Source organism: Actinocatenispora sera (assembly GCF_018324685.1).
GTDB lineage: Bacteria > Actinomycetota > Actinomycetes > Mycobacteriales > Micromonosporaceae > Actinocatenispora > Actinocatenispora sera.
In genome coordinates this window covers 3,095,809-3,115,056 of record NZ_AP023354.1, presented here as the reverse complement: position 1 = coordinate 3,115,056, position 19,248 = coordinate 3,095,809, and the positions used below count along the sequence as shown (strand labels likewise).

Genomic DNA, 19,248 nt, shown 5'->3' with positions numbered 1-19,248 from the left:
GCCGGCGCACGCGACGCGGCGTTCAGGACGTGCATGAGGAGGCACCCCCCAATGAGTGGTTCGGTCACGATGTACTCGACGCCGTGGTGCGGCTACTGCCGGCGGCTGAAGAGCCAGTTCGACCGGGAGCAGATCGACTACACGGTGGTCGACATCGAGCAGGACCCGAGCGCGGCCGAGTACGTGATGAGCGTCAACGGCGGGAACCAGACGGTGCCGACGATCCAGTACGCGGACGGCACCGCGATGACCAACCCGACGATCGTGCAGGTACGCGACAAGCTCGCCACCCTCGCCGCGGCCTGACGCAGCCGCCCGATCCCGGTGGCCCGGCGCGGCCGTCGAACCACCGACGGCCGCGACGGCGCGGAGCCTACCCGACCGGTACCAACCGGCTGCGGCGCTGCTCCTGCCGGGTGCTGTAGGCCCACTGCCAGGCCATCAACACCACCAGTACGCCGGTGAACGCCGGGCCGGGCAGCGACCGGCCGACCGCGGCGAGCGCGATCGGTACGGCGATTCCCGGCAGTCCGGCGGCGAGCAGCCAGCGCCGGTTGGCCGGATCGGGCAGCCCGCCCAGAACGCCGGCGAGGAACCAGCCGGCAACGCCGCCGCAGAGCAGCCAGCCGTCGGCGGCCGGTACGTGCTCGGGGTGCGCGACGATGCCGCCGAGGCCGACCGCGACGGCGGTGATGCTCACCGTGGTGACGAAGTGCAGCGGCATCGCCACCGAGACCGGCAGGCTGCGGCCCTCGCTGGCGATCAGGCCGTACCTGAACAGGTGCCACCACATGCCGACGAGCACCACGAAGCCGAGCCCGGCGACGGCGACCAGCCGACCGGTCCACGGCAGTTCCGCGGCGGTGGTGACGACCTGCAGTACCGCCTCGCCGAGCACGATGATCATGAACAGGCCGAGCCGCTCGGCCAGGTGCGCGAGGTCCACCCTGGCCGGCTTCGGCACCCGGGCGGCGAAGTCCTCGACCGGGCGGCCCTCCCGCCGTGCCTGCGCCTCGATCATCCGCTGGGCGAACCGCGGTACCCGGGCCTCGGCCCGCGCACCGAGCGGCAGCAGCAGGTCGATGGCCACGCCCACGGTCCACAGCACGTACCGGCCGGGCGGCTCGACCCAGATCGAGGCCAGCCACGGTACGACGCCGAGCAGCCCCTGCACGGTCGGCCAGGCGGTGAGGTTCGTTCCGGTACGGCGCATCGTCCGGGCACCGAGCACCCGCACCACCACGTACGCGACGACGAAGACCACGACGCGCTGCTCGGTGGCCTCCGGTACCGCGGCGGCCAGGACCGCGATGCCGGCCATCGCGGCGAGCATCGAGCGCTGGCTGGTGCGGTCGCCGGCGACGTTGGCGTACAGCGTGAACGACGACCACGCGAGCCACACCGCGAGGTAGAGCAGCACGAACAGCCCCACGTCCGCCGGCGTCGGCTCGCCGTGCAGCCGGTGCGCCAGTTGCATGACGGCAGCCACGACGACCAGATCGAAGAACAGTTCCAGCCAGCTCGCGTGCCGACCCGCCGCATTCCCCCCAGACATGGTCGCCATTATCTGGGCAGGCCCCAGCGGCCCGCCCGCCGGTGGGCGAGCGGTCGGTGCGGCGGCGTCACGGCGTCGTGGCGACCGGGTCCGGTTGTGGCTCCGGTGCCGCGGTGTCGGCGTGCCGGGAGCGCCACAGGTACGCCGCGGAGCCGGCCAGGCCTAGCCCGATCAGCACCATGATCAGCCGGGCGTCCAGGATCGTGACCAGGCCGGCGCCCAGCGCCAGCGCGGTGACCTGGCCGACCGAGATGATCCCGTCCGAGGCGGCGACGACGCGCCCGATGTAGCGGTGCGGCGCCCGCTGCTGGATCAGCGTGTTCGCGGCGACGAGCACCAGCGTGAACCCGAACCCGAACACCGTCGCGGCGGGAAAGACGACGGCCAGCCGGGCGGTGCCCAGGGCGGCGATGCCGAGCGCGGCGAGCACCCCGCTGACGACCGCGCCGGCCCCCTGGGCGCAGGTGATCACGCCGATCAGCGTGGTCGACCGGTGCATCACGTCGCCGATCAGCGCGAAGATGCCCGACTCGACGAACTCCAGCGCGAAGATCGCCACCAGCAGACCGATGGTGAGCCGGCGCAGCAGCACGTCGTGCAGCACGTACCGGAACCCGGCGGTGATCTCGTGCAGCAGCGCGCCCGGCGGCTCCGCCCCGGCCTCCTCGACCGCGGTGTCGGTAGCGCCGGCGACCGGCGCCCTGCCCAGCTTCAGCAGGAGCACCGCGGCCGCGGCGACCACGAAGGTACCGGCGTTGATCATGGCGACGACCGGGCCGCCGAGCGCGACGTAGATGCCGGCGCCGGCGAGCGGGCCGAGCAGCCGCAATCCCTGCTTGACGGTCTGCAGCATGCCGTTGGCGGCGCCGAGCGCCTCGGCCGGGACGACGTGCTTGATCACGCCGGTCTGGGCCGGATCGACGAACACGAACGACGCCCCGTACGCGACGGTCACCACGATCAACAGCCACAGCTGGCCGCGCCCGTGCACCGCGAGCAGCGGCAGCATGATGGCCGCCGAGGCGAGGTTGGCCCCGAACAGGAACCCGCGCCGCGGCAGCCGGTCCACCAGCCAGCCGGCGATCGGTGCGAGCAGCGTGGGTGCGGCCAGCGCGAGCAGCGTCAGTCCGGCGGCGCTGGCCGAGCCGGTCAGCTGGTTCACCCAGATCGCCAGTACCAGCATCAGCATCGAGTCGCCGATCATGCTGGCTGCCATGCCGACGAACAGCAGCCGGAAGTTCCGGTTCGCCATCAGGGCGCGCATCAGCCCGCCTCCCCCGTACCCGGTCGGTGCCCGGCGCCGCCGGCCCCGGACTCGTCGGTCTCGGTACCGCCGGCACCGCCGAGCCCGGACTCCTCGGACTCCCTGGACTCCCCGATCTCGGTCGCGCCGGGCCCGGTCTCGCCGGTCTCGGTGTCACCGGTCTCGTTCGTGGTGAGCGGGCCCATCTCGCGGATCCCCTTGGCGGTCAACGCGACGACCGTGGAGACGGCGAACGCGGCGGTGAACGCGAGGACCACGCCGGCGGCGCCGAAGTGCTCGGCGAGGATGCCGGCCAGTACCGGGGCCAGCGCGGCGAGACCCATCGCCGCGGTCATGAAGGCGCTGTTGACCCGGCCCAGCAGCCGGTCCGGGGTGATCACGGCGAGGTGCCCGAACAGGCCGGCGTTGAGCGGCGGCCCGAGCAGGATCACCAGCGCGATCGGCGCGGCGGCGAGCGGGGACGAGGCGAGCGGCAGCGCGGCGAGCATCAGCGGGACACCGATCAGGGTGATGCCGCGCAGCAGCACCGGGAAGCGGAACCGGCGCATCAGGCTGCTCGCCGCGATCGCGCCGATCAGGCCGCCGATGCCCACGATGGTTTCCACGGTACCGATCAGCACGGGCGGGGTGCCGTTGCGCTGCAACAGGATGATGATGCCGAACAGCATGCCGTTGATGGCGAAGTTGAGCGGTGCGGCGATCAGCATCGCGGCCCGCAGGAACGGCGTGGTGACGGTGTACCGCAGCCCTTCGAGCAGGTCGTGCAGCGGCGAGGTGTCGGTGTCGGCCGGCGTCGCCTTCTCCTGCATGGGGCGGCGGATCAGCAGCAGGCCGACCAGCGAGACGAGGTAGCTGATCGCGTCGGCGAGGAACGGCAGGGCCCGGCCGAGGCCGAACACCGCGCCGCCGATCGGCGGCCCGACCAGCCCCACCGCGTACGTGCGGGCCTCGTCCCGGGCGACCGCGGTGGGCACCTGGTCCAGCGGTACCAGGTTGCGCACCGCCGACATCGCCCCGGTGTCGAACGCGGCCGCGCACACGCTCTCGAGCACCGCCACGACGAGGATCACCAGCACGTTGCCGTACCCGAGCAGCAGGCTCACGGTCAGCCCGGCGAACGCGACCAGCCGGATGGCGTCGCAGCCCAGCATCATCCGTCGCCGGTTGACCCGGTCGACCAGCACCCCGACCGGCAGCCGGACCGCGGTCTTGGCGATCATCGCGGCGGTACCGACGGCGCCGGCGAGCACCGCGTTGTGCGTGAGGACCAGGATCACCAGCGGGTAGGCCAGCGACGACATCGAGCTGCCCAGGCCCGACAACGCCTGGCTGCCCCACAGCAGGTTGAAGTCCCGGTTGCGCCACAGGCTGTCCGGGCCGGGCGCCCGCAGCAGCCGCCTCACTTCCGGTCCTCCGACCACGGCCTGGCCGGGAAACCCCAGGATACGAGGCGCACGGCACGGGCGTCGGCGGGCCGGGTGGCCGGGTCGGTGAACCGCTCGGCGTAGCGCAGCACGAGGCCGATGATGGTTTCCTTGAGCTCGGTGAGTTCGGCCGCGGTCAGCCAGGCGAACGACTGGCTCCAGTACGCCGCGTCGTACCAGTCCGCGGGCTCGCTGTCCTGGCGGTGCCGGTACTCCTCGTGCTCGGCGAACTCGTGCCGGTACATCAGGTCGGCCATCGCCGCTCCGGCGGCGGCCAGCTCACCCTCGCTGCGGTCACCCCAGCTGCGGGACTCGATCACCGGGCGCCAGGGCCGCTGGCGCCCGGTACCGCCGCCGGCCTCCTCGACGTAGCCGTACTTGGCGAGCTGGCGCAGGTGCCAGGAGCAGTTGGCGGGGCTCTCGCCGATCCGGTCGGCGAGCTGGCTCGCGGTCAGGGAGCCGGCGATGAACAGCTCGTCCATGATCCGGATCCGGACGGGATGGGCCATGGCGCGCAGCTCGCGCGGATCGCGCAGCGTGCGTTTCGGCACTGAGTGGTCGATGTCGTCGTCGGGCACGCGTCGAAGCTGCTCTTTCGAAAGAGTCCTTTCAACCCCTTCCTCGTACCGCTTCAACGTCGAGACGACCAGCTCGCGCTCGGCCGCGGTGAGCGGTTCCAGCGCGTCCCGCCAGGCATTGGCGGAGCCGGAGAGCCAGGCGTCGATGTCACGGCGGTGCCCGGAGTCGATGTCGACGATGACGCGACGCCGGTCGGTGTCGTCCTCGTTGCGGCGCAGGATCCCCTGCCGGCTGAGGTCGGCGACCATCAGACTCACCGTCGTGGGCGCCACCTCGAGCCGGTCGGCCAGCACCCGCACGGTCATCGGGCCGTCGAGCAGCAGCAGCGCGAGCAGCGTCAGATGCCTCGGCGCCAGACCGAACGAGGCGAGCGAGGGCGGCACCGCGAGCTTCTTGGCCCGGCCGACCAGCCGCGGCATCAGCAGCAGCATCTGCCGGGTGGCGTCGTCGACGTCGAGCCCGGATCGGGTTGACATACGTTCGTCTCCAAATTAGCTTTGCTTGCAAATGCTTTGCCGTCAAAGCAGCTTCGTCATCGGAGCTGCATCGTCGCGAAAGCAGCGTTGCAGTCAAAGCAGTGCCGTGGTCAAAGCAGTGCTGTGGTCAAAGCAGTGCTGTGGTCAAAGCAGTGCTGTGGTCAAACAATGTCGACAGTATCGAGGAGACCGATGCCGAACCCGAACCGCGCGGTGATCGACGAGTTCCGGGCCAACGCCGGGCGCGTCGGCGGCCCGTTCACCGGCGCCGACCTGCTGCTGCTCACCGCCGGCGGGATCACCAGCCCCATCGGCCACCACGACGAGGGCGACCGGCTGCTCGTCTACGCCTCCAACGCCGGCCGCGACCACGATCCCCGCTGGTACCGCCGGCTGCTCGCCGACCCGGTCGGCCACGTCGAGGTCGGCACCGACCGGTACCGGGTCGTCGCCGCCCCGCTGCACGGCGCCGAGCGGGACCGGTGCTACCGCGAGCAGGGCGAGCGCGTTCCCGCCTACGCCGCGTACCAGCGTGGCACCGACCGGACGATCCCGGTCGTCGCGCTGTACCGGATGGACCACAGCGATCGCGGCCTCGCCGTCGCCGTGCAACTGGTCCGCGCCCACACCGCGCTGCGGGCCCAACTCGCCGGCGCCGCCGCGGCGGGCGACGTGTTCGGGCACTGTCTGGCCTGGTGCGCCGAGGTCGGCGAGCACCACCACAGCGAGGACACGACGTTCCCGCGGCTGCTCGCCGCACTCCCCGACCTCGCCGGGACGATCGACCGGCTCCGGGCCGAACACCGGCTCGTCGCCGAACGCCTGCGCGCACTCGACGCGCTCGCCGCCGCCGGTGACGCCGCCGGCCTCGGCGCCGCCCGTACCGAGCTCGCCGGGCAGCTGGACGAGCACTTCGGGGCCGAGGAACGCGCCCTGCTCCCCGCCCTCGACACCCTCCCCGACACCTGGTGACCCGTCAGCGGTTGAGGATGCTGATGCCGAGCATGCGGGCGCCGGTATCGGTCCGCGGCTGGTGCCGGCTGCCCGGCGCGAACACCACGTAGCTGCCCGGCCCGAGGCGCCGGCCCCGGTCGACGAACTCTCCCGACACCACGTAGTAACGCTCCTCGCCCTCGTGCACGTCCACCTCCGGCCACTCCGCGCCCGGCGCGAAGTCGTACAGCCAGCCGCTGGCCCACTCGGTGGTCGACAGGCGCCGGCGCCGGATGCCCGGTGCCACCTCGACCGCCTCGACCTCGTCGACCTGAACCACCCACACGTCGCTGTTCTCGTCCGTCATGCGCTCATCGTCACCACGAGAAGTGGCCGCGCGCCAGTGTCGGTAACGACTCCACCAGGTACTTTCCTGCCATGAGCCGACATCGGGTCGTCGCGCTGGTCCTGCCGCCGCAGTCGACGTTCGAACTTGCCTGTGCCGCCGAGGTGTTCGGCACCCGCCGCCCCGACGTCCCCGCGTACTACGACTTCGGGGTGTGCACGCCGCGGCCGGGCGCGGTGCCGACGCTGGCCGGCTACGACATGGCGGTCCGCCGGGGGCTGCGCGCCCTGGACGGTGCGGACACCGTCGTGGTACCCGGCTGGCAGCAGCGCGACCGTCCCGCACCGTCGGCGGCGATCCGGGCGCTGCGGCGGGCGCATCGCCGCGGCGCCCGGATCGTCGGGATCTGCTCCGGTGCGTTCCTGCTCGCCGAGGCCGGCCTGCTGGACGGGCGGCGCGCCACCACCCACTGGCGGATGGCCGACGAGCTCGCGGCCCGCTTCCCCGCCGTCGACGTCGAGCCCGACACGCTCTACCTCGACCTGGGCGACGTCGCCACCAGCGCCGGCACCGCCGCCGGGATCGACCTGTGCCTGCACCTGGCCCGTGCCGACCTCGGGGCGGCCCACGCAGCGCAGATCGCCCGGCACATGGTGATGCCGCCGCACCGCGAGGGTGGCCAGCTGCAGTACGCGGCGCCGCCCCGACCGGAGCATCCGGCGGAGTCGCTGGCACCCGTGCTCGACTGGGCCACCGAACGGCTGCACGAACCGCTCGGCGTGGCCGACCTGGCCGCCCGCGCCAACGTGTCGCCGCGCACGCTGGCGCGCCGCTTCGCCGACCAGCTCGGTACCACGCCCGGCCAGTGGCTGCTCGTCCAGCGGGTACTCACCGCCCGGACCCTGCTGGAGGACACCGACCTGCCGGTCGAGGCGATCGCCACCCGGGCCGGCCTGTCCTCGGCGGCGAACCTGCGCCGCCGGTTCCGGACGATCGTGCACACCACCCCGGCCGCGTACCGCCGTTCCTTCGGCCGGGCCGGCTGACGCCAGCCTGGGCAGCCTCCGGCGCCGGCTGACGCCCCGTCGGGCGCTCCCGCCCGGTGCCGCCGAGCCGCCGGCGGGTCGGATGCGCTCCCGCCAGGTGGCACCGGGCCGCCGGCGGGTCAGGGGCGCTCGTGCAACCAGCGGTCGATCAGCAGGTAGGCGACCGAGGTGGTGAACGGCAGGGCCGGCCCGGCCGGGGTGCCGAACTCGGCGCGGCGGAACCAGCGGGCCCGCTCGATCTCGACACCGTCGACGACCACCGGCGCGGACGGGTCGGCGAGCGCGGTGTAGGCGAGCATCAGCGAGCGCGGGAACGGCCACGGCTGGCTGGTCAGGTACCGCACGTTGTGCACGGTGACGCCGACCTCCTCGGTGACCTCGCGGGCCACCGCCGCCTCGACCGACTCGCCCGGCTCCACGTAGCCGGCGACGCAGGAGTACCGGTCGGTCGGCCACTCCGGCTTGTGCGCGAGCAGGCAGCGCCCGTCCGGCCCCATCACGCCGTCGTGCACCAGCACGATCATCGCCGGGTCGGTACGCGGCCACAGGGTGCCGCCGGCGGCGGTGACCCGGGTCCAGCCGGCCTCGGCCGGTTCGGTCGGCGCGCCGGTCGCCGGGTCGTACCGGTGCGCGGCGTGCCAGTTCGCCAGCGCCACCGCGGTGGTGAACAGGTCGGCGTCCACGTCACCGAGCAGGTGCCCGACGGAGCGCAGCGAGTGCGGCCGGGTATCGGGCAGTTCGGGCAGCGCCGCGGCGATCGCGAAGTACGGCACGTCGTCGGTGCCGATGCCGAGGAACAGCCGCTCGCCGGGCGGCGCGTCGGCCGCCGGCAGGTACACCAGGTGCGGCGGGTCGCCGGCGACGAGCGCCCGGTCGCCCTGCACGATCAGTACCCGGGCGGTCGGCCAGGCGGCGGCCAGCCAGGCGGCGTCGGTGCGCCGGACGGTGGCCCGGTCGATCGCGCCGCGGTAGAGCTGGGTGGCTATTTCCGTTGTCCCGCATGGCATGTGTGTGTCCCCCTGTCGACGAGCCGGGCCCGCTCGATGATCAACGAGGCGGACCCGGTCACGTCACTGTGCGTACCCACCGGCCGGTACGACTATCCACCGATCGTGTACCGGTCGGTGCCGGGCCGGCGTGAGGGCCGGTGCCACCCTCAGTCTTCGCCGTCGTCGATCGGGAAGACCGCCGACAGCGACGGCGTCACGACCTTCGCGTCGCCGAGCACCACGGTGGCCGCCCGCGCCGGCGCGAAGTACCGCGCCGCGACGGCGCTGACCTGCTCGGTGGTGGCCGACGCCATCCGCTCGGCGTGCCCGGTCAGCCAGTCGAGCCGCAGCCCGGAGCCGGCCAGCGACGACATCAGCCCGGCCAGGCCGGCCTGGGTGGCGAGGCTGAGCTGAAGCGTGCCGATCCCGTACCGCCGGGCCTGCTCCAGCTCGTCCGCACCGACCGGGGTGGACGCGAGCCGGCCCAGCTCGTACCAGGTCTCGACCAGGGCCGGGGTGGTCACCTCGGTGGCGACGTCGGCGGACACCACGATCGCCGAGCCGGCGGTGCTGTGCTCGATCGCCGAGCGCGGCGAGTAGGTGTATCCCTTGTCCTCCCGGATGTTCTCCACCAGCCGGGAGGAGAAGTATCCGCCGAACACCAGGTTGGCCAGCTGCAGCGCGGCGTGGTCGGGGTCGGTGCGGCCGACCGCGGGCAGCCCGATCCGCAGCGAGGACTGCACCGAGCCGGGGCGGTCGGCGAGCAGCACGGGGCCCCCGTCGATCGGCGGCACCGGCGGCAGCTCGACGGTCTTGCCGCCACCGTTCCAGGACGACAGCGCCGCCTCGGCCGCGTCCAGCGCCTTCGTCGGCGGTACGTCGCCGACGATGACCAGGACCGAACCGGCCGGGTGCACCCGCTCGGCGTGCAGGGAGCGCAGCACGGTCGGCCGGACCGCGGCGACCTGCGCCGGCTCGGCGGTCTGGTTCGCGTACGGGTGGCGGCCGTAGACGCGGCGGTTGAGCGCCGCGCGGGCCAGGTAGGCGGGCTGGGTCTTCGCGACCTGGATCTGGTCGGCGAGCCGGTCGCGCTCGGCGGCGACCTCACCGGCCGGGTACACCGCGTCGGTGAGCACCAGCCCGAGCAGCTCCAGCAGCCGGGGCAGGCCGGAGGTCAGAGCCGCGCCGCCGAGCAGCAACCGGTCCGGGTCGGCGCTGGCGCCGAGGTGGCCGCCGATCCGCTGCAGCTGCGCCGACAGCTCCACATTGGACAGTTCGGAGGTACCGGACAGCAGCGTCTCGGCCAGCAGCATGCCGCGCGCCACGTTGGTCTTCGCGAACGGGATGCGCAGCCGCAACTCCACCAGCGGTACGGCGGGGCGCCGGGCGGCGATCACCGTCAGCCCGTTGGCCAGGGTGCGCTCCGCGGTACGCGGCAGCTTCAGCTTCCGCGCCGGCGTCAGCGCCGGAACCGGGCGGCTCACGCGGCACCCCCCGGTACGACCTCGACGGTGGCGCGCCGGGCGGGGCGCAGGGCGGCGGCAGCGGACACGATGGACTCCTCGGTGACCTCGCCGAGCAGGCGGGGCAGCTCGTTGGTGAGCGCGGCGTCGCCACGCTGCTGGGCGATGGTGCCCATCCGCAGCGCGCGGCCGAGCACCGGGTCGAGGTCGCGGAGCAGCTGGGTGGCGATGCGCGCCTTGGTGCGGTCGAGCTCGCCGGCGGCCAGGCCGTCGGTGGCGAGCCGGTCGAGCTCCTCGTCGACGGTGCGCAGCACGTCGTCGATCGCGCCGCCGGGCGGCAGGTGCGCCGACAGCAGCAGCGCGGTGGGGTCGCGCACCTCGAACGGTTCGCCCATGAAGCCGAGGTAGCCGCCGATGCCGGTCACCGCGCGGTCCTTGAGTACCAGCCGCTCGACCAGCCGGGACGAGTCGCCGTCGGTCAGCACCTCGGCGAGCACCACATACGGCAGGTACGCGTCGAAGTCGGTGATCGGGTCGGGAACCCGCCAGGCCGACGCGAACGCCGGCAGCGGCGCCCTCTCGTCCACATAGGAGTCACGGCGCTCGGCGGTCAGGTCCGGCTCGGCGAAGCTGGGGCGCACCGGCCGGGGGCGCGCCGGCACGTCGGCGAAGTGCCGCTGCACCAGCTCGGTGGCCTGCTCCACGGTGAAGTCGCCGGCCAGCGCGAGCGTGGCGTTGCTCGCCGCGTAGTACGTGGTGAAGAAGTCCTCGGCGTCGGCGACGGTCGCCGCGTTGAGGTCGACGAACGAGCCGTAGCCGTCGTGGGCGTTCGGGAAGGTGTCGAACATGACCGGCGGCAGCTTGAGCCACGGGAACCCGCCGTACGGCCGGTTCAGCACGTTGACCCGGATCTCCTCGCTGACCACGTCGATCTGGTTGCGCAGGTTCTCCTCGGTGATCTTCGGCCGGCGCATCCGGTCGGCCTCGAGGAACAGCGCGCGCTCCAGCGCGTTGGACGGCAGGAACTGGTAGTAGTCGGTGTAGTCCAGGTGGGTGGAGCCGTTGAAGGTGCCGCCGGACCCCTGCACGTAGCGGAAGTGGGCGAGCTTCTCCAGGTTCTCCGAGCCCTGGAACATCAGGTGTTCGAACAGGTGGGCGAACCCGGTACGGCCTTCCGGCTCGGACCGGATGCCGACGTCGTAGATGACCGCGACGGCCACCACCGGCGCGCTGCGGTCCGGCGCCAACACCACCCGCAGGCCGTTGGCCAGGGTGAACTGTTCGACCGGGAAGCTTGTCGTCGGGATCCGCACGCGGCGGGCGCTGAGAGCGGGCACGAGTGCGACCCTATCCGCCATTGGCCCGAATCGTCAGCGGACCCCGACAGGGCCGGCTCGGTCGGCGGGTCAGTTCGCCGCCCGTACCGAGTCGATGGCGTCCTTGACCACCGAGTCGTACTGCTGGTGGGTGCCCGGAATCGACACGTACAGCACCGCCGCGGTCGGCTTCCCGACATCGAAGGTGGCGACCCCGACCAGCTCGCTCTTGGCCTTGAGCCCCTGCGCGCTGTCGTCGAAGTGCAGCCGGAAGATCGACACCCAGGCCTGCAGGCCGCCGACGGTGGTCTGCTTGCTCTCGATCGAGTCCATCTGGTTGGGCTGCGGGTAGTACGACTTGCGCACGTCGGCGACGATCTGCTGGCCGACGCACTTGAGGTCGAGGATGTTGCCGTCGTTGACGGTGGCCGGCACCGACCCGGACAGCACCGAGGCGAGGTACTCGCCGCTGCTGTAGCGCTCGGTCACGAACGACTGGCCGGTGACGTAGTGGACCTTCAGCTGGCCGGCGTACCAGTCGTCGTGCCAGTCCTGCCACGGTGACCCGAACCGCTGGTACGAGATGCCGGCCTTGGGGTCGGTGGTGCGCGGCCCGGGCGGTGGCGGCGGGCCCTCCCGGTAGCCGGGGTTCGCGGTGGCGGTGGGCGGCGGGCAGGCCTGCGCGAGCGGCGGACCGGTCTGCTTGTCCTTGCCACCGAACGGCAGCTTGTCGCCGAGGCCGCCACCGGCGAACGAGCCGGTGAGCGCGAGCACCAGCACCACGACCAGGCCGAGGCCGAGCAGCCCGCCGGCGACGCCCAGGAACAGCCCCAACCGCGGTGGCCGCCGGCCGCCGGTCGGCGCCGTGGCCGGGGCGGCCGGGTCACCCAGGGCGATCGGCGCCCGGCGGCGCAGCCGCCCGCGGCCGGCGTCCGGCGCATGCGGCGCGCCGAGGTCGTGCGAGGCGGTGATCAGGCCGGTCTCGGCGTCGTGGTGGGCGGGATGGCCGGGCCGGACGATCGGGGTACTGCCGGGCAGCGACCCGGACCGGGCGGCGCTCGGGGGCACCACGACGACGTGGTCGGACTGGCCCGAGGGGCGGGACCACACGTCGTGTTCCGGGCCGCGTCGCCCGGTGCTCTCCCGATCGCTGTGCTCGGTCATCCCCTGCTCTCTCCGGCGTGATCGGGTGCTGGTGGGCCCCGGCCTTGCTACCGCAACCGTAGCGGGCGGCGGCCCGGCGGTCGGGACACGCCCCGGCTACCCCGGCGGATCGTGGCGCCCGACCCCCGGGCGGCGCAACCCGGCGCGTCCAGCAAGATTCCAGCGTCCGGGCATCGAGCTCACGGACAGCCGCCCGGCGGCGGGTACGAGGCGCCGGGTCAGCGCTCGTCGACGGTGCGGCGGACCTCGCGCGCCGGGTGATGGTGGTGACCGGGTGAGCGCAGTTCGATCACGGTGCTCGTCTCGGGGTGCCGGCGCGAGTTCGACGGGTGCCACGGGGCGAGCGTGATCGCCGCGGCGACGGCCACCCCGGCGGCCGCGATGGCGAGGACGAGGAGCAGTTCGGTACGGCCGGAGGCGCCGGTACCGGCGAGCATGGTGGTGTCCTTCCCCGTGATGGCGATGCGCGCAGCGGGGCGGTCGAATCGCATCCGCGCCGTGCCGGCGGTCGAGGCCGGCTTCCGTTGCGTAGGCAGCCTCGCACGGATCCGGCCGCCAGTCAGCCCCTGGTCCCGGCGTTCCTGCGGGATCGGTCAAGAATTCGACAGGAACTTCCGGCAAGCTTCCGGTCGACCCTCGACGCACAGTTTCGGTCGGGCTACCGTGCGGCGTTCAGCTCTCAGCCGCTGGCCGAGGAACGGGCCGCGCGATCGGAGCGCACGCACTGCCGGATCGCCGTCACCACCGGCGCGATCTCGGCGCCCAGGGCCTCGATCCGCGCGGTGTTTCGCCGTCGATCGCCCCCGTTGAGTACCGTGCCGATCTCGGCGGCGACGGCAATCGCGACCGCGGCGGCGTCCGACGGGTCGACCCGGGAGGTCAGCGCCGAGCCGCCGGCCACGCCGCGGATGGTGCTGCCGTACCGCTGGAAGGGCAGGACGTCGGTAACATCGATCCGCTCGACCGAGAAGAGACCAAGGGCCCGATCTTTGGTGACTGTGATGTTTCTGGCTGCCACCAACCGATCCCGCACTTCGGTACGTGCCCGGCGGGCCCCGGCCCGCACCCAGTGCCGCCAGCGGCGCGGGCGGGCGTCGGCGGCGATCTCGTCGCGCAGCAGGCCGGCCAGGCCGCCCGCGTCGCCGCGGCCGACCAGCTCGACGCGCCCCGAGTCGTCCCGCAGTGCGCCGGCCAGCAGCAGCTGGGCCAGCGCGGCGCCGCGCAACGCGTACCCGATGCGGTCGCGGGCCACCAGCCGGCGCTTGCCGCGGTCGACGGCGAGCAGGTAGACCCGCTCCGGCAGCTCGTCGGGCAACGACATCGTCAGTCCTCCGCATCGGTGTCGGTGGGTTCGGATCGTGCGGGCGGGCGGCCAGGGCGGCGCTGCTCGCCGACGTTGCGGGGCAGTCGGCCGGCGTCCGACAGCGCGCGCCGCAGCAGGAACTCGATCTGCGCGTTGGTGCTGCGCAGCTCGGCCGCCGCCCACCGGGCGAGCGCGTCGTGCACGGCGGGATCGAGCCGCAGCAGCAGCTTCTTGCGCTCGGTCGCCATCCCGGCCTCCCCTACCCTCCACAATGGACCGTACGGATCCGGTGTGGCTACTGGTAGAGCGAGCCGGTGTTGACGACCGGCTGGGTGCCCCGGTCGCCGCACAGCACGACCAGCAGGTTGGACACCATGGTCGCCTTGCGCTCCTCGTCGAGCTCGACCACGTCGTGCTCGGCCAGCTTCTCCAGCGCAGACTCGACCATGCCCACCGCACCCTCGACGATGCGCTGGCGGGCGGCGACCACCGCACCGGCCTGCTGGCGCTGCAGCATGACCTGGGCGATCTCCGGCGCGTACGACAGGCGGGTGATGCGCGACTCGACCACCCGCACGCCGGCGGCGGAGACCCGGGCGGAGATCTCCTCCGTGAGCTTGCCGGTGATCTCGGTGGCGTTGTCGCGCAGCGAGAGCGCGCCGTCGGAGTGCGAGTCGTACGGGTAGCTGCCGGCGATGTGGCGCACCGCGGTCTCGCTCTGGATCGCCACGAAGGCAGTGAAGTCGTCGACCTCGAACACCGCCCGGGCGGTGTCGGCCACCTGCCAGACGACCACCGCGGCCATCTCGATCGGGTTGCCGTCGGCGTCGTTGACCTTGGAGGTCTCGGTCTCCAGGTTGCGGATCCGGGTGGACACCTTGTGCCGCTTGGTGAACGGGTTCACCCAGCGGAAGCCCTGCTCGCGCACGGTGCCGCGGTAGCTGCCGAGCAGCTGCACCACGCGCGCCTCGCCCGGCGCCACCGCGGTGAGCCCGGGCGCGATGAGCACCCCCACCACGGCGGCGACCACGCCGATCGGCACCAGGGCGACCCGGATGCCCGAACCGTTGCCGCCGGCGGCGATCAGCGCGACGCCGAGCACCACGAGCACGATCAGCAGGGCCAGCAGCGGCCAGCCGGACGTGCTGGTCGCGGTGCGCTCGGTCACCTGCGGGCTGGGCATCTGCACGGCGGTCTCGTCGTCGACGCGGGTGCGTGTCGTGGACATCTCCACTCCTCCCGGCCGGCTTGGCGCCCCGGCCTGCACCCAGGCTAGCAAACTGATATCACTTTTTCCCAGCGGGTCGCCGCGACGAGCGCCGCCGCGGCGGCCAGCCGCTCGCCTCGGCGATCACCGCGCCGGCCAGATCCGCCGACCGGTCGGCGATCTCGGCCGCCGGTACCGGCCGGTCGTGGTCGAGCCACCACACGATCGACTCGACGAACACCGCCGAGAGCACCGAGGGCAGCAACCCCGGCACCGGCGCGTCCGGCGCGAAGTGCGGCGCGGTCATCTCGGCCAGCGCCGAGCGCATCCGGCTGGCGAACCAGGCGCTGCCGCGCGCCCCGAGCAGCGCGGCGTAGAGCCGGTGGTACTCGTCGACGTGCTCGAGGAACGCCACCCACCGGGCCCGCCGCGAGTCGGGGTCGCCGTCGGCGACGTGCCCGCGCACCTCGGCCATCGCCTCGTCGAAGATCTGCTCCACCAGCTGGTACTTGTCGCGGTAGTTGCGGTAGAACGCCGCGCGGCTGATCATCGCCCGCTCGGTGATCGCGCCGACCGTCACGCGATCGAAGCCGCGCTCCTCGATCAGCCCGATCAGCGCCTCGCGCAACAGTTTCCGGGTTCGTCGCACCCGCAGATCGCCGGTCTGCTGAGACATTTCCCGCTCCCTGTCTCGACTGGGACGGCGCCGGCGAACCGACGCTTGTCCGCCGCACCGCACCGGGCAGACACTAGTGCTCGAACGAGACATAGTGTCTCGCAGATCAGCGGTTCCCGCGAGCGACACGTGGCGGGACCGCGCCGAGGAGGACAGATGCACGTCAGCCGGATCCACCAGTTCGGCCCGCCCGAGGTCCTGCGGTACGAGCAGGTCGACGACCCGGTGCCGGGCTCCGGCGAGGTACTCGTCGCGGTCGAGCGCGCCGGCGTCAGCTACGGCGACGTGATCGTGCGGGCGGGCAGCTACCCGGTCGAGCTGCCGTACGTGCCGGGTGTCGAGGTGGGTGGCCGGGTGGTGGCGGTCGGCGACGGCGCGGACGCCACCCTGGTCGGCCGGCAGGTGGTCGCGTGTACCACCCGGAACGCCGGCGGCTACGCCGAACTGGCCCGGGCCAAGGCCGCCTACACCTTCCCGGTACCCGACGGGCTCGGCCTGGAGGTCGCGATCGGGGTGTTCCAGGCGGGCGCCGTGGCGCTCGGCCTGCTCACCGCGATGCAGGTACGGCCCGGCGAAACGGTACTGGTCACCGCCGCCGCCGGGCGCATCGGCCTGCTGCTGGTCCAGCTGGCCCAGGCCGCCGGCGCCACGGTGGTCGCCGCCGCCGGCGGTACCGCGAAGGTCGCCGCCGCCCGCGAGGCCGGCGCGAAGCACGCGGTGGACTACGCCACCGCAGACTGGCCGAACCAGGTACGCGAGGCCACCGGCGGCCGCGGCGCCGACGTGGTGCTCGACGCGATCGGTGGCACGCTGGGCGCGCAGGCGATCGAGGCCGCGGCACGGCCCGGCGGCCGGATCGGCATCTACGGCTTCGCCAGCGGCGACTGGACGCCGCTGGACACCGCGGCGATCGTCCGCAGCGGGCAGGCGGTGTCCGGGCCGCTGAGCCTGGTGTTCGCCAAGTCGGACGCCGAGCAGCGGGCCGACGCCGAGCAGGCGCTGGCCGCCGCCACCCGCGGCGAGCTCACCCCGCGGTTGCACGCCGAGTACCCGCTGGCCGACGCCGCGGCGGCGCACACCGAGCTGGCCGACCGGCGCACCATCGGCGGCATCCAGCTGCTGCCCTGAACCACCGGATCGGCCCCGAGGCTGTTGGGGACTTCGGCTGTCAGGGACTTCGGCTTCGGGGCCTCGCGCTCGGCCGCTCACCCGGCCAACCGCCTGGCGGCTGCTCAGCGGGCCGCGAAGTGGGCGGCGGTCTCGTCGTCGGCCGGATAGTACGACTCGATCGAGACCTCGTCGAGCGTGATGTCCAGCGGCGTGCCGAACGTGGTGATGGTGGAGAACAGCCGCAGGTGCGCCGCACCGAAGCGAAACAGCATCGGGGTCAGCACGTCGGAGGCGATCCGGGCGCCGTCGTCGTCCGGATCGCCCGGCGCGAGGTACCGCTCGTACAGCGCGGCGAGTTCGGGGTCAGGGGCGGCAGCCAGCTGCCGGGAGATGCGGGCCCGCAGCACCGACCGGACGTCGGCCAGGTTGACGATGTTTTCGGCAAACCCGCGCGGGTCCAGCGCCAGCCGGACCATGTTCACCGGCGGTCGCAGCAGGTCCGGCGCGACCCCGGCGAGGAACGCGTCGACGGCGCGGTTGGCCAGCACGATGTTCCACCGTCGGTCGAACACCATCGCCGGGTACGGCTCGTGCGCGCGCAGCACGCGCTCCAGCGCACCGCGGGCGGCGGCCAGCGCGTCGCTGTCCAGCGGTCGTTCGGCATACCGGGGCGCGAACCCGGCGGCGAGCAGCAGCCGGTTGCGCTCCCGCAGCGGTACGTCGAGCTGTTCGGCCAGTCGCAGCACCATCGCGGCGCTCGGCCGGGTCTTGCCGGTCTCGACCAGGCTGACGTGCCGGGCCGACACGTCCGCAGCCAGCGCGAGGTCGAGCTGGCTGCGGTGTCGCCGATGCCGCCACTGCCGCAGCAGTTCCCCGACGGTGTCCATGGTCGGCAAGACTACGCAGCCCGGCGCCATGAAATGCCATGTCATCGACAACCGTGCGGCAGCACCGCGACACTGGCCGCATGACCACGGACAACAAGACCATCGTCACCCAGGCACTGCAGCAGATGGTCGCCACCGGCGGCACCGACGCGCTGGAGCCGTTGCTGCGGGACGATTTCGTCCACCACAAGCCGGACTCGACCTCGTCGACCAAGACCGAGTGGCTCGCCGACGTGCGGGCAGTGCCGATCGACCGGCTGCGGGTGGAGATCCTGCACCTGCTGGCCGACGGCGACCACGTCGTGCTGTCCACCCGACGCTGGCTGGACGGCGGCGGGCCCGGCGTCGCCGCCGTCGACATCTGGCGGTTGGAGGACGGGCTGATCGCCGAGGCGTGGGAGCTGGTGGAGCCGCTCGCCGACGTCGCCGCCAACCTCGCCTGGTGGCGTACCGACGCGGCCTGATCTCGGTCCGGCGGGCGGCGTTCAGTGCGCGGACTTGACCGAGCCGCCCTGCTGCCAGGTCGACCACGGCACGTTCCAGTCGCCGTAACCGTCCCACTCGCGCATCTCGTTGCCGCCGGTGTTCTTGTACGTCACCACGTCGCCGACCTGCGCGAAACCGTAGAACCACTTCGCGTCGTCGACGTTGAGGTTGGTGCAGCCGTTGGAGGTGGAGCGGCGGCCGATGTTGCCGCCGTTCCAGGACGCCGAGTGCACGTACTCGCCGGAGTTGGTGATGCGCACCGACCACGGCACCATCAGGTTGTACGGGTCGGCCGGGTTGTCGGAGACCATGTTGACGGTGCCGTCCGGGCGCATCTTGCCGGTCTTCGGGTCGGCCTCGCCCTTCTGCATGACCACCTTGGTGCCGTAGTACGTCGGGGTCTTCGCCGCGCCGCACGAGGTCGGCAGCGTCTTGACCGTCTTCCCGTCCGAGGTGACCACCATCTTCTCGGCCGAGCAGTCCACGGCGGACACGTTCGCCGGGCCGGTGGCGATCGACAGCGTCAGGCTGTCGTCGAACACCAGCCCCGGCCCCGCCGACAGCCCCTTGACCGGCAGCTTCATCTCGATCTTCGCGTGCCCGGGCCAGTACTTCTCCGGCCGGTAGTGGCCCTCCAGCGCCTGGTCGGAGCGACCGCTGTGCTGGAAGTACCAGGCGCCGCCGGCCGGCTGGCCGTTCACCGTCACCTTCGCCGCCTTCTCGAACGCGGCGGCATCGGTGATCGCCTTGTTGAAGTAGACGATGATCGGCATCCCGACGCCGTAGGTGTTGCCGTCGCCCTCCAGCAGCGACACGTGCACCGGCGCCCCGGTCGGCTTCGGCGACGGGCTCGGCGAGTGCTTGCCGGCCGGCGCTCTCGACGGGCCGGACGCGTCATGCCCACCGCCACCGCCGGACGAGCAGGCCGACAGCGCGAGGCCGGCCGCCGCCAGCACTCCGACCAGCGCGAGGCGAGAACGCCGGTACCGAGAAAGACTCACGCCGCACCCCACCCGCATCGGGC

Annotated in this window: 21 protein-coding genes; 5 read left to right on the top strand and 16 right to left on the bottom strand. The window is 72.9% G+C overall.

Features of this window, described 5'->3' with window-relative positions; translation table 11 throughout:
• Positions 1-51: 51 nt before the first annotated feature.
• Complete coding sequence (locus Asera_RS15000; protein ID WP_030448432.1) at positions 52-306, top strand: mycoredoxin; 255 nt, start codon at positions 52-54, stop codon at positions 304-306.
• Positions 307-373: 67 nt separating this feature from the next.
• On the opposite strand, the gene Asera_RS14995 is transcribed toward Asera_RS15000, so the two are convergent.
• The 4 genes from Asera_RS14995 to Asera_RS14980 form a co-directional block, all read right to left on the bottom strand.
• Entirely contained in the window at positions 374-1,555 is a 1,182-nt protein-coding gene (locus tag Asera_RS14995; RefSeq protein ID WP_169745891.1) for a low temperature requirement protein A, read from the bottom strand.
• 67 nt (positions 1,556-1,622) lie between these two features.
• Positions 1,623-2,819, bottom strand: a complete 1,197-nt coding sequence (locus tag Asera_RS14990) for an MFS transporter (RefSeq protein WP_051802741.1) — start codon at positions 2,817-2,819, stop codon at positions 1,623-1,625.
• Complete coding sequence (locus Asera_RS14985; RefSeq protein ID WP_244843884.1) at positions 2,819-4,222, bottom strand: MFS transporter; 1,404 nt, start codon at positions 4,220-4,222, stop codon at positions 2,819-2,821. The genes Asera_RS14990 and Asera_RS14985 overlap by 1 nt, the downstream gene beginning before the upstream one ends.
• Positions 4,219-5,298: a helix-turn-helix domain-containing protein gene (locus Asera_RS14980; RefSeq protein WP_084132412.1), complete on the bottom strand. Its 1,080-nt coding sequence runs from the start codon at positions 5,296-5,298 to the stop codon at positions 4,219-4,221. The genes Asera_RS14985 and Asera_RS14980 overlap by 4 nt, the downstream gene beginning before the upstream one ends.
• A gap of 192 nt (positions 5,299-5,490) precedes the next feature.
• Between Asera_RS14980 and Asera_RS14975 the strand changes: the two genes are divergently transcribed.
• Positions 5,491-6,270 (top strand): nitroreductase/quinone reductase family protein, encoded by a 780-nt coding sequence (locus tag Asera_RS14975; RefSeq protein ID WP_211255722.1) that lies wholly within the window; start codon positions 5,491-5,493, stop codon positions 6,268-6,270.
• Between the two features lie 4 nt (positions 6,271-6,274).
• Here Asera_RS14975 and Asera_RS14970 read toward each other — a convergent pair whose 3' ends face one another.
• A complete protein-coding gene (locus Asera_RS14970; RefSeq protein ID WP_030448438.1) occupies positions 6,275-6,598 on the bottom strand; it encodes a cupin domain-containing protein in 324 nt (107 codons plus the stop codon).
• Positions 6,599-6,669: 71 nt separating this feature from the next.
• Between Asera_RS14970 and Asera_RS14965 the strand changes: the two genes are divergently transcribed.
• Positions 6,670-7,623, top strand: a complete 954-nt coding sequence (locus Asera_RS14965) for a helix-turn-helix domain-containing protein (RefSeq protein WP_030448439.1) — start codon at positions 6,670-6,672, stop codon at positions 7,621-7,623.
• Between the two features lie 119 nt (positions 7,624-7,742).
• On the opposite strand, the gene nudC is transcribed toward Asera_RS14965, so the two are convergent.
• The 9 genes from nudC to Asera_RS14920 all read right to left on the bottom strand — a co-directional run bounded on the left by nudC (position 7,743) and on the right by Asera_RS14920 (position 15,741).
• Entirely contained in the window at positions 7,743-8,630 is an 888-nt protein-coding gene (gene nudC, locus Asera_RS14960) for an NAD(+) diphosphatase (RefSeq protein ID WP_030448440.1), read from the bottom strand.
• 149 nt (positions 8,631-8,779) lie between these two features.
• Positions 8,780-10,096: a M16 family metallopeptidase gene (locus Asera_RS14955; protein ID WP_030448441.1), complete on the bottom strand. Its 1,317-nt coding sequence runs from the start codon at positions 10,094-10,096 to the stop codon at positions 8,780-8,782.
• Positions 10,093-11,412: a M16 family metallopeptidase gene (locus Asera_RS14950; protein WP_030448442.1), complete on the bottom strand. Its 1,320-nt coding sequence runs from the start codon at positions 11,410-11,412 to the stop codon at positions 10,093-10,095. Before Asera_RS14950 ends, Asera_RS14955 begins: the two co-directional genes overlap by 4 nt.
• Positions 11,413-11,481: 69 nt before the next feature.
• Positions 11,482-12,555: a hypothetical protein gene (locus tag Asera_RS14945; RefSeq protein ID WP_051802743.1), complete on the bottom strand. Its 1,074-nt coding sequence runs from the start codon at positions 12,553-12,555 to the stop codon at positions 11,482-11,484.
• Positions 12,556-12,773: 218 nt separating this feature from the next.
• On the bottom strand, positions 12,774-13,046 hold the full coding sequence (locus Asera_RS14940; RefSeq protein WP_030448444.1) for a hypothetical protein: 273 nt from the start codon (positions 13,044-13,046) through the stop codon (positions 12,774-12,776).
• A 188-nt stretch (positions 13,047-13,234) separates the two neighbouring features.
• Positions 13,235-13,876 carry a GPP34 family phosphoprotein gene (locus tag Asera_RS14935; RefSeq protein WP_030448445.1) on the bottom strand — a complete coding sequence of 214 codons (642 nt, stop codon included), beginning with the start codon at positions 13,874-13,876 and terminating at the stop codon, positions 13,235-13,237.
• Between the two features lie 2 nt (positions 13,877-13,878).
• Positions 13,879-14,106 (bottom strand): type II toxin-antitoxin system antitoxin, encoded by a 228-nt coding sequence (locus tag Asera_RS14930; protein WP_030448446.1) that lies wholly within the window; start codon positions 14,104-14,106, stop codon positions 13,879-13,881.
• A 47-nt stretch (positions 14,107-14,153) separates the two neighbouring features.
• Positions 14,154-15,086: an SPFH domain-containing protein gene (locus Asera_RS14925; protein ID WP_030448447.1), complete on the bottom strand. Its 933-nt coding sequence runs from the start codon at positions 15,084-15,086 to the stop codon at positions 14,154-14,156.
• A gap of 58 nt (positions 15,087-15,144) precedes the next feature.
• Positions 15,145-15,741, bottom strand: a complete 597-nt coding sequence (locus tag Asera_RS14920) for a TetR/AcrR family transcriptional regulator (RefSeq protein ID WP_051802744.1) — start codon at positions 15,739-15,741, stop codon at positions 15,145-15,147.
• Positions 15,742-15,897: 156 nt separating this feature from the next.
• Here Asera_RS14920 and Asera_RS14915 point away from each other — a divergent pair, with 156 nt between their 5' ends.
• Positions 15,898-16,869 carry a zinc-binding dehydrogenase gene (locus Asera_RS14915; protein WP_030448449.1) on the top strand — a complete coding sequence of 324 codons (972 nt, stop codon included), beginning with the start codon at positions 15,898-15,900 and terminating at the stop codon, positions 16,867-16,869.
• Between the two features lie 104 nt (positions 16,870-16,973).
• Here Asera_RS14915 and Asera_RS14910 read toward each other — a convergent pair whose 3' ends face one another.
• The gene (locus Asera_RS14910; RefSeq protein WP_030448450.1) at positions 16,974-17,738 is read right to left on the bottom strand and encodes a helix-turn-helix domain-containing protein; all 765 of its coding nucleotides are present in this window, start codon (positions 17,736-17,738) and stop codon (positions 16,974-16,976) included.
• Between the two features lie 80 nt (positions 17,739-17,818).
• On the opposite strand from Asera_RS14910, the gene Asera_RS14905 reads away from it, so the two are divergent.
• Positions 17,819-18,202: a nuclear transport factor 2 family protein gene (locus Asera_RS14905; protein ID WP_030448451.1), complete on the top strand. Its 384-nt coding sequence runs from the start codon at positions 17,819-17,821 to the stop codon at positions 18,200-18,202.
• Positions 18,203-18,223: 21 nt separating this feature from the next.
• Here the strand turns inward: Asera_RS14905 and Asera_RS14900 are convergent, their stop codons facing one another.
• Positions 18,224-19,225, bottom strand: a complete 1,002-nt coding sequence (locus Asera_RS14900; protein WP_169745892.1) for a L,D-transpeptidase — start codon at positions 19,223-19,225, stop codon at positions 18,224-18,226.
• Positions 19,226-19,248: the final 23 nt, after the last annotated feature.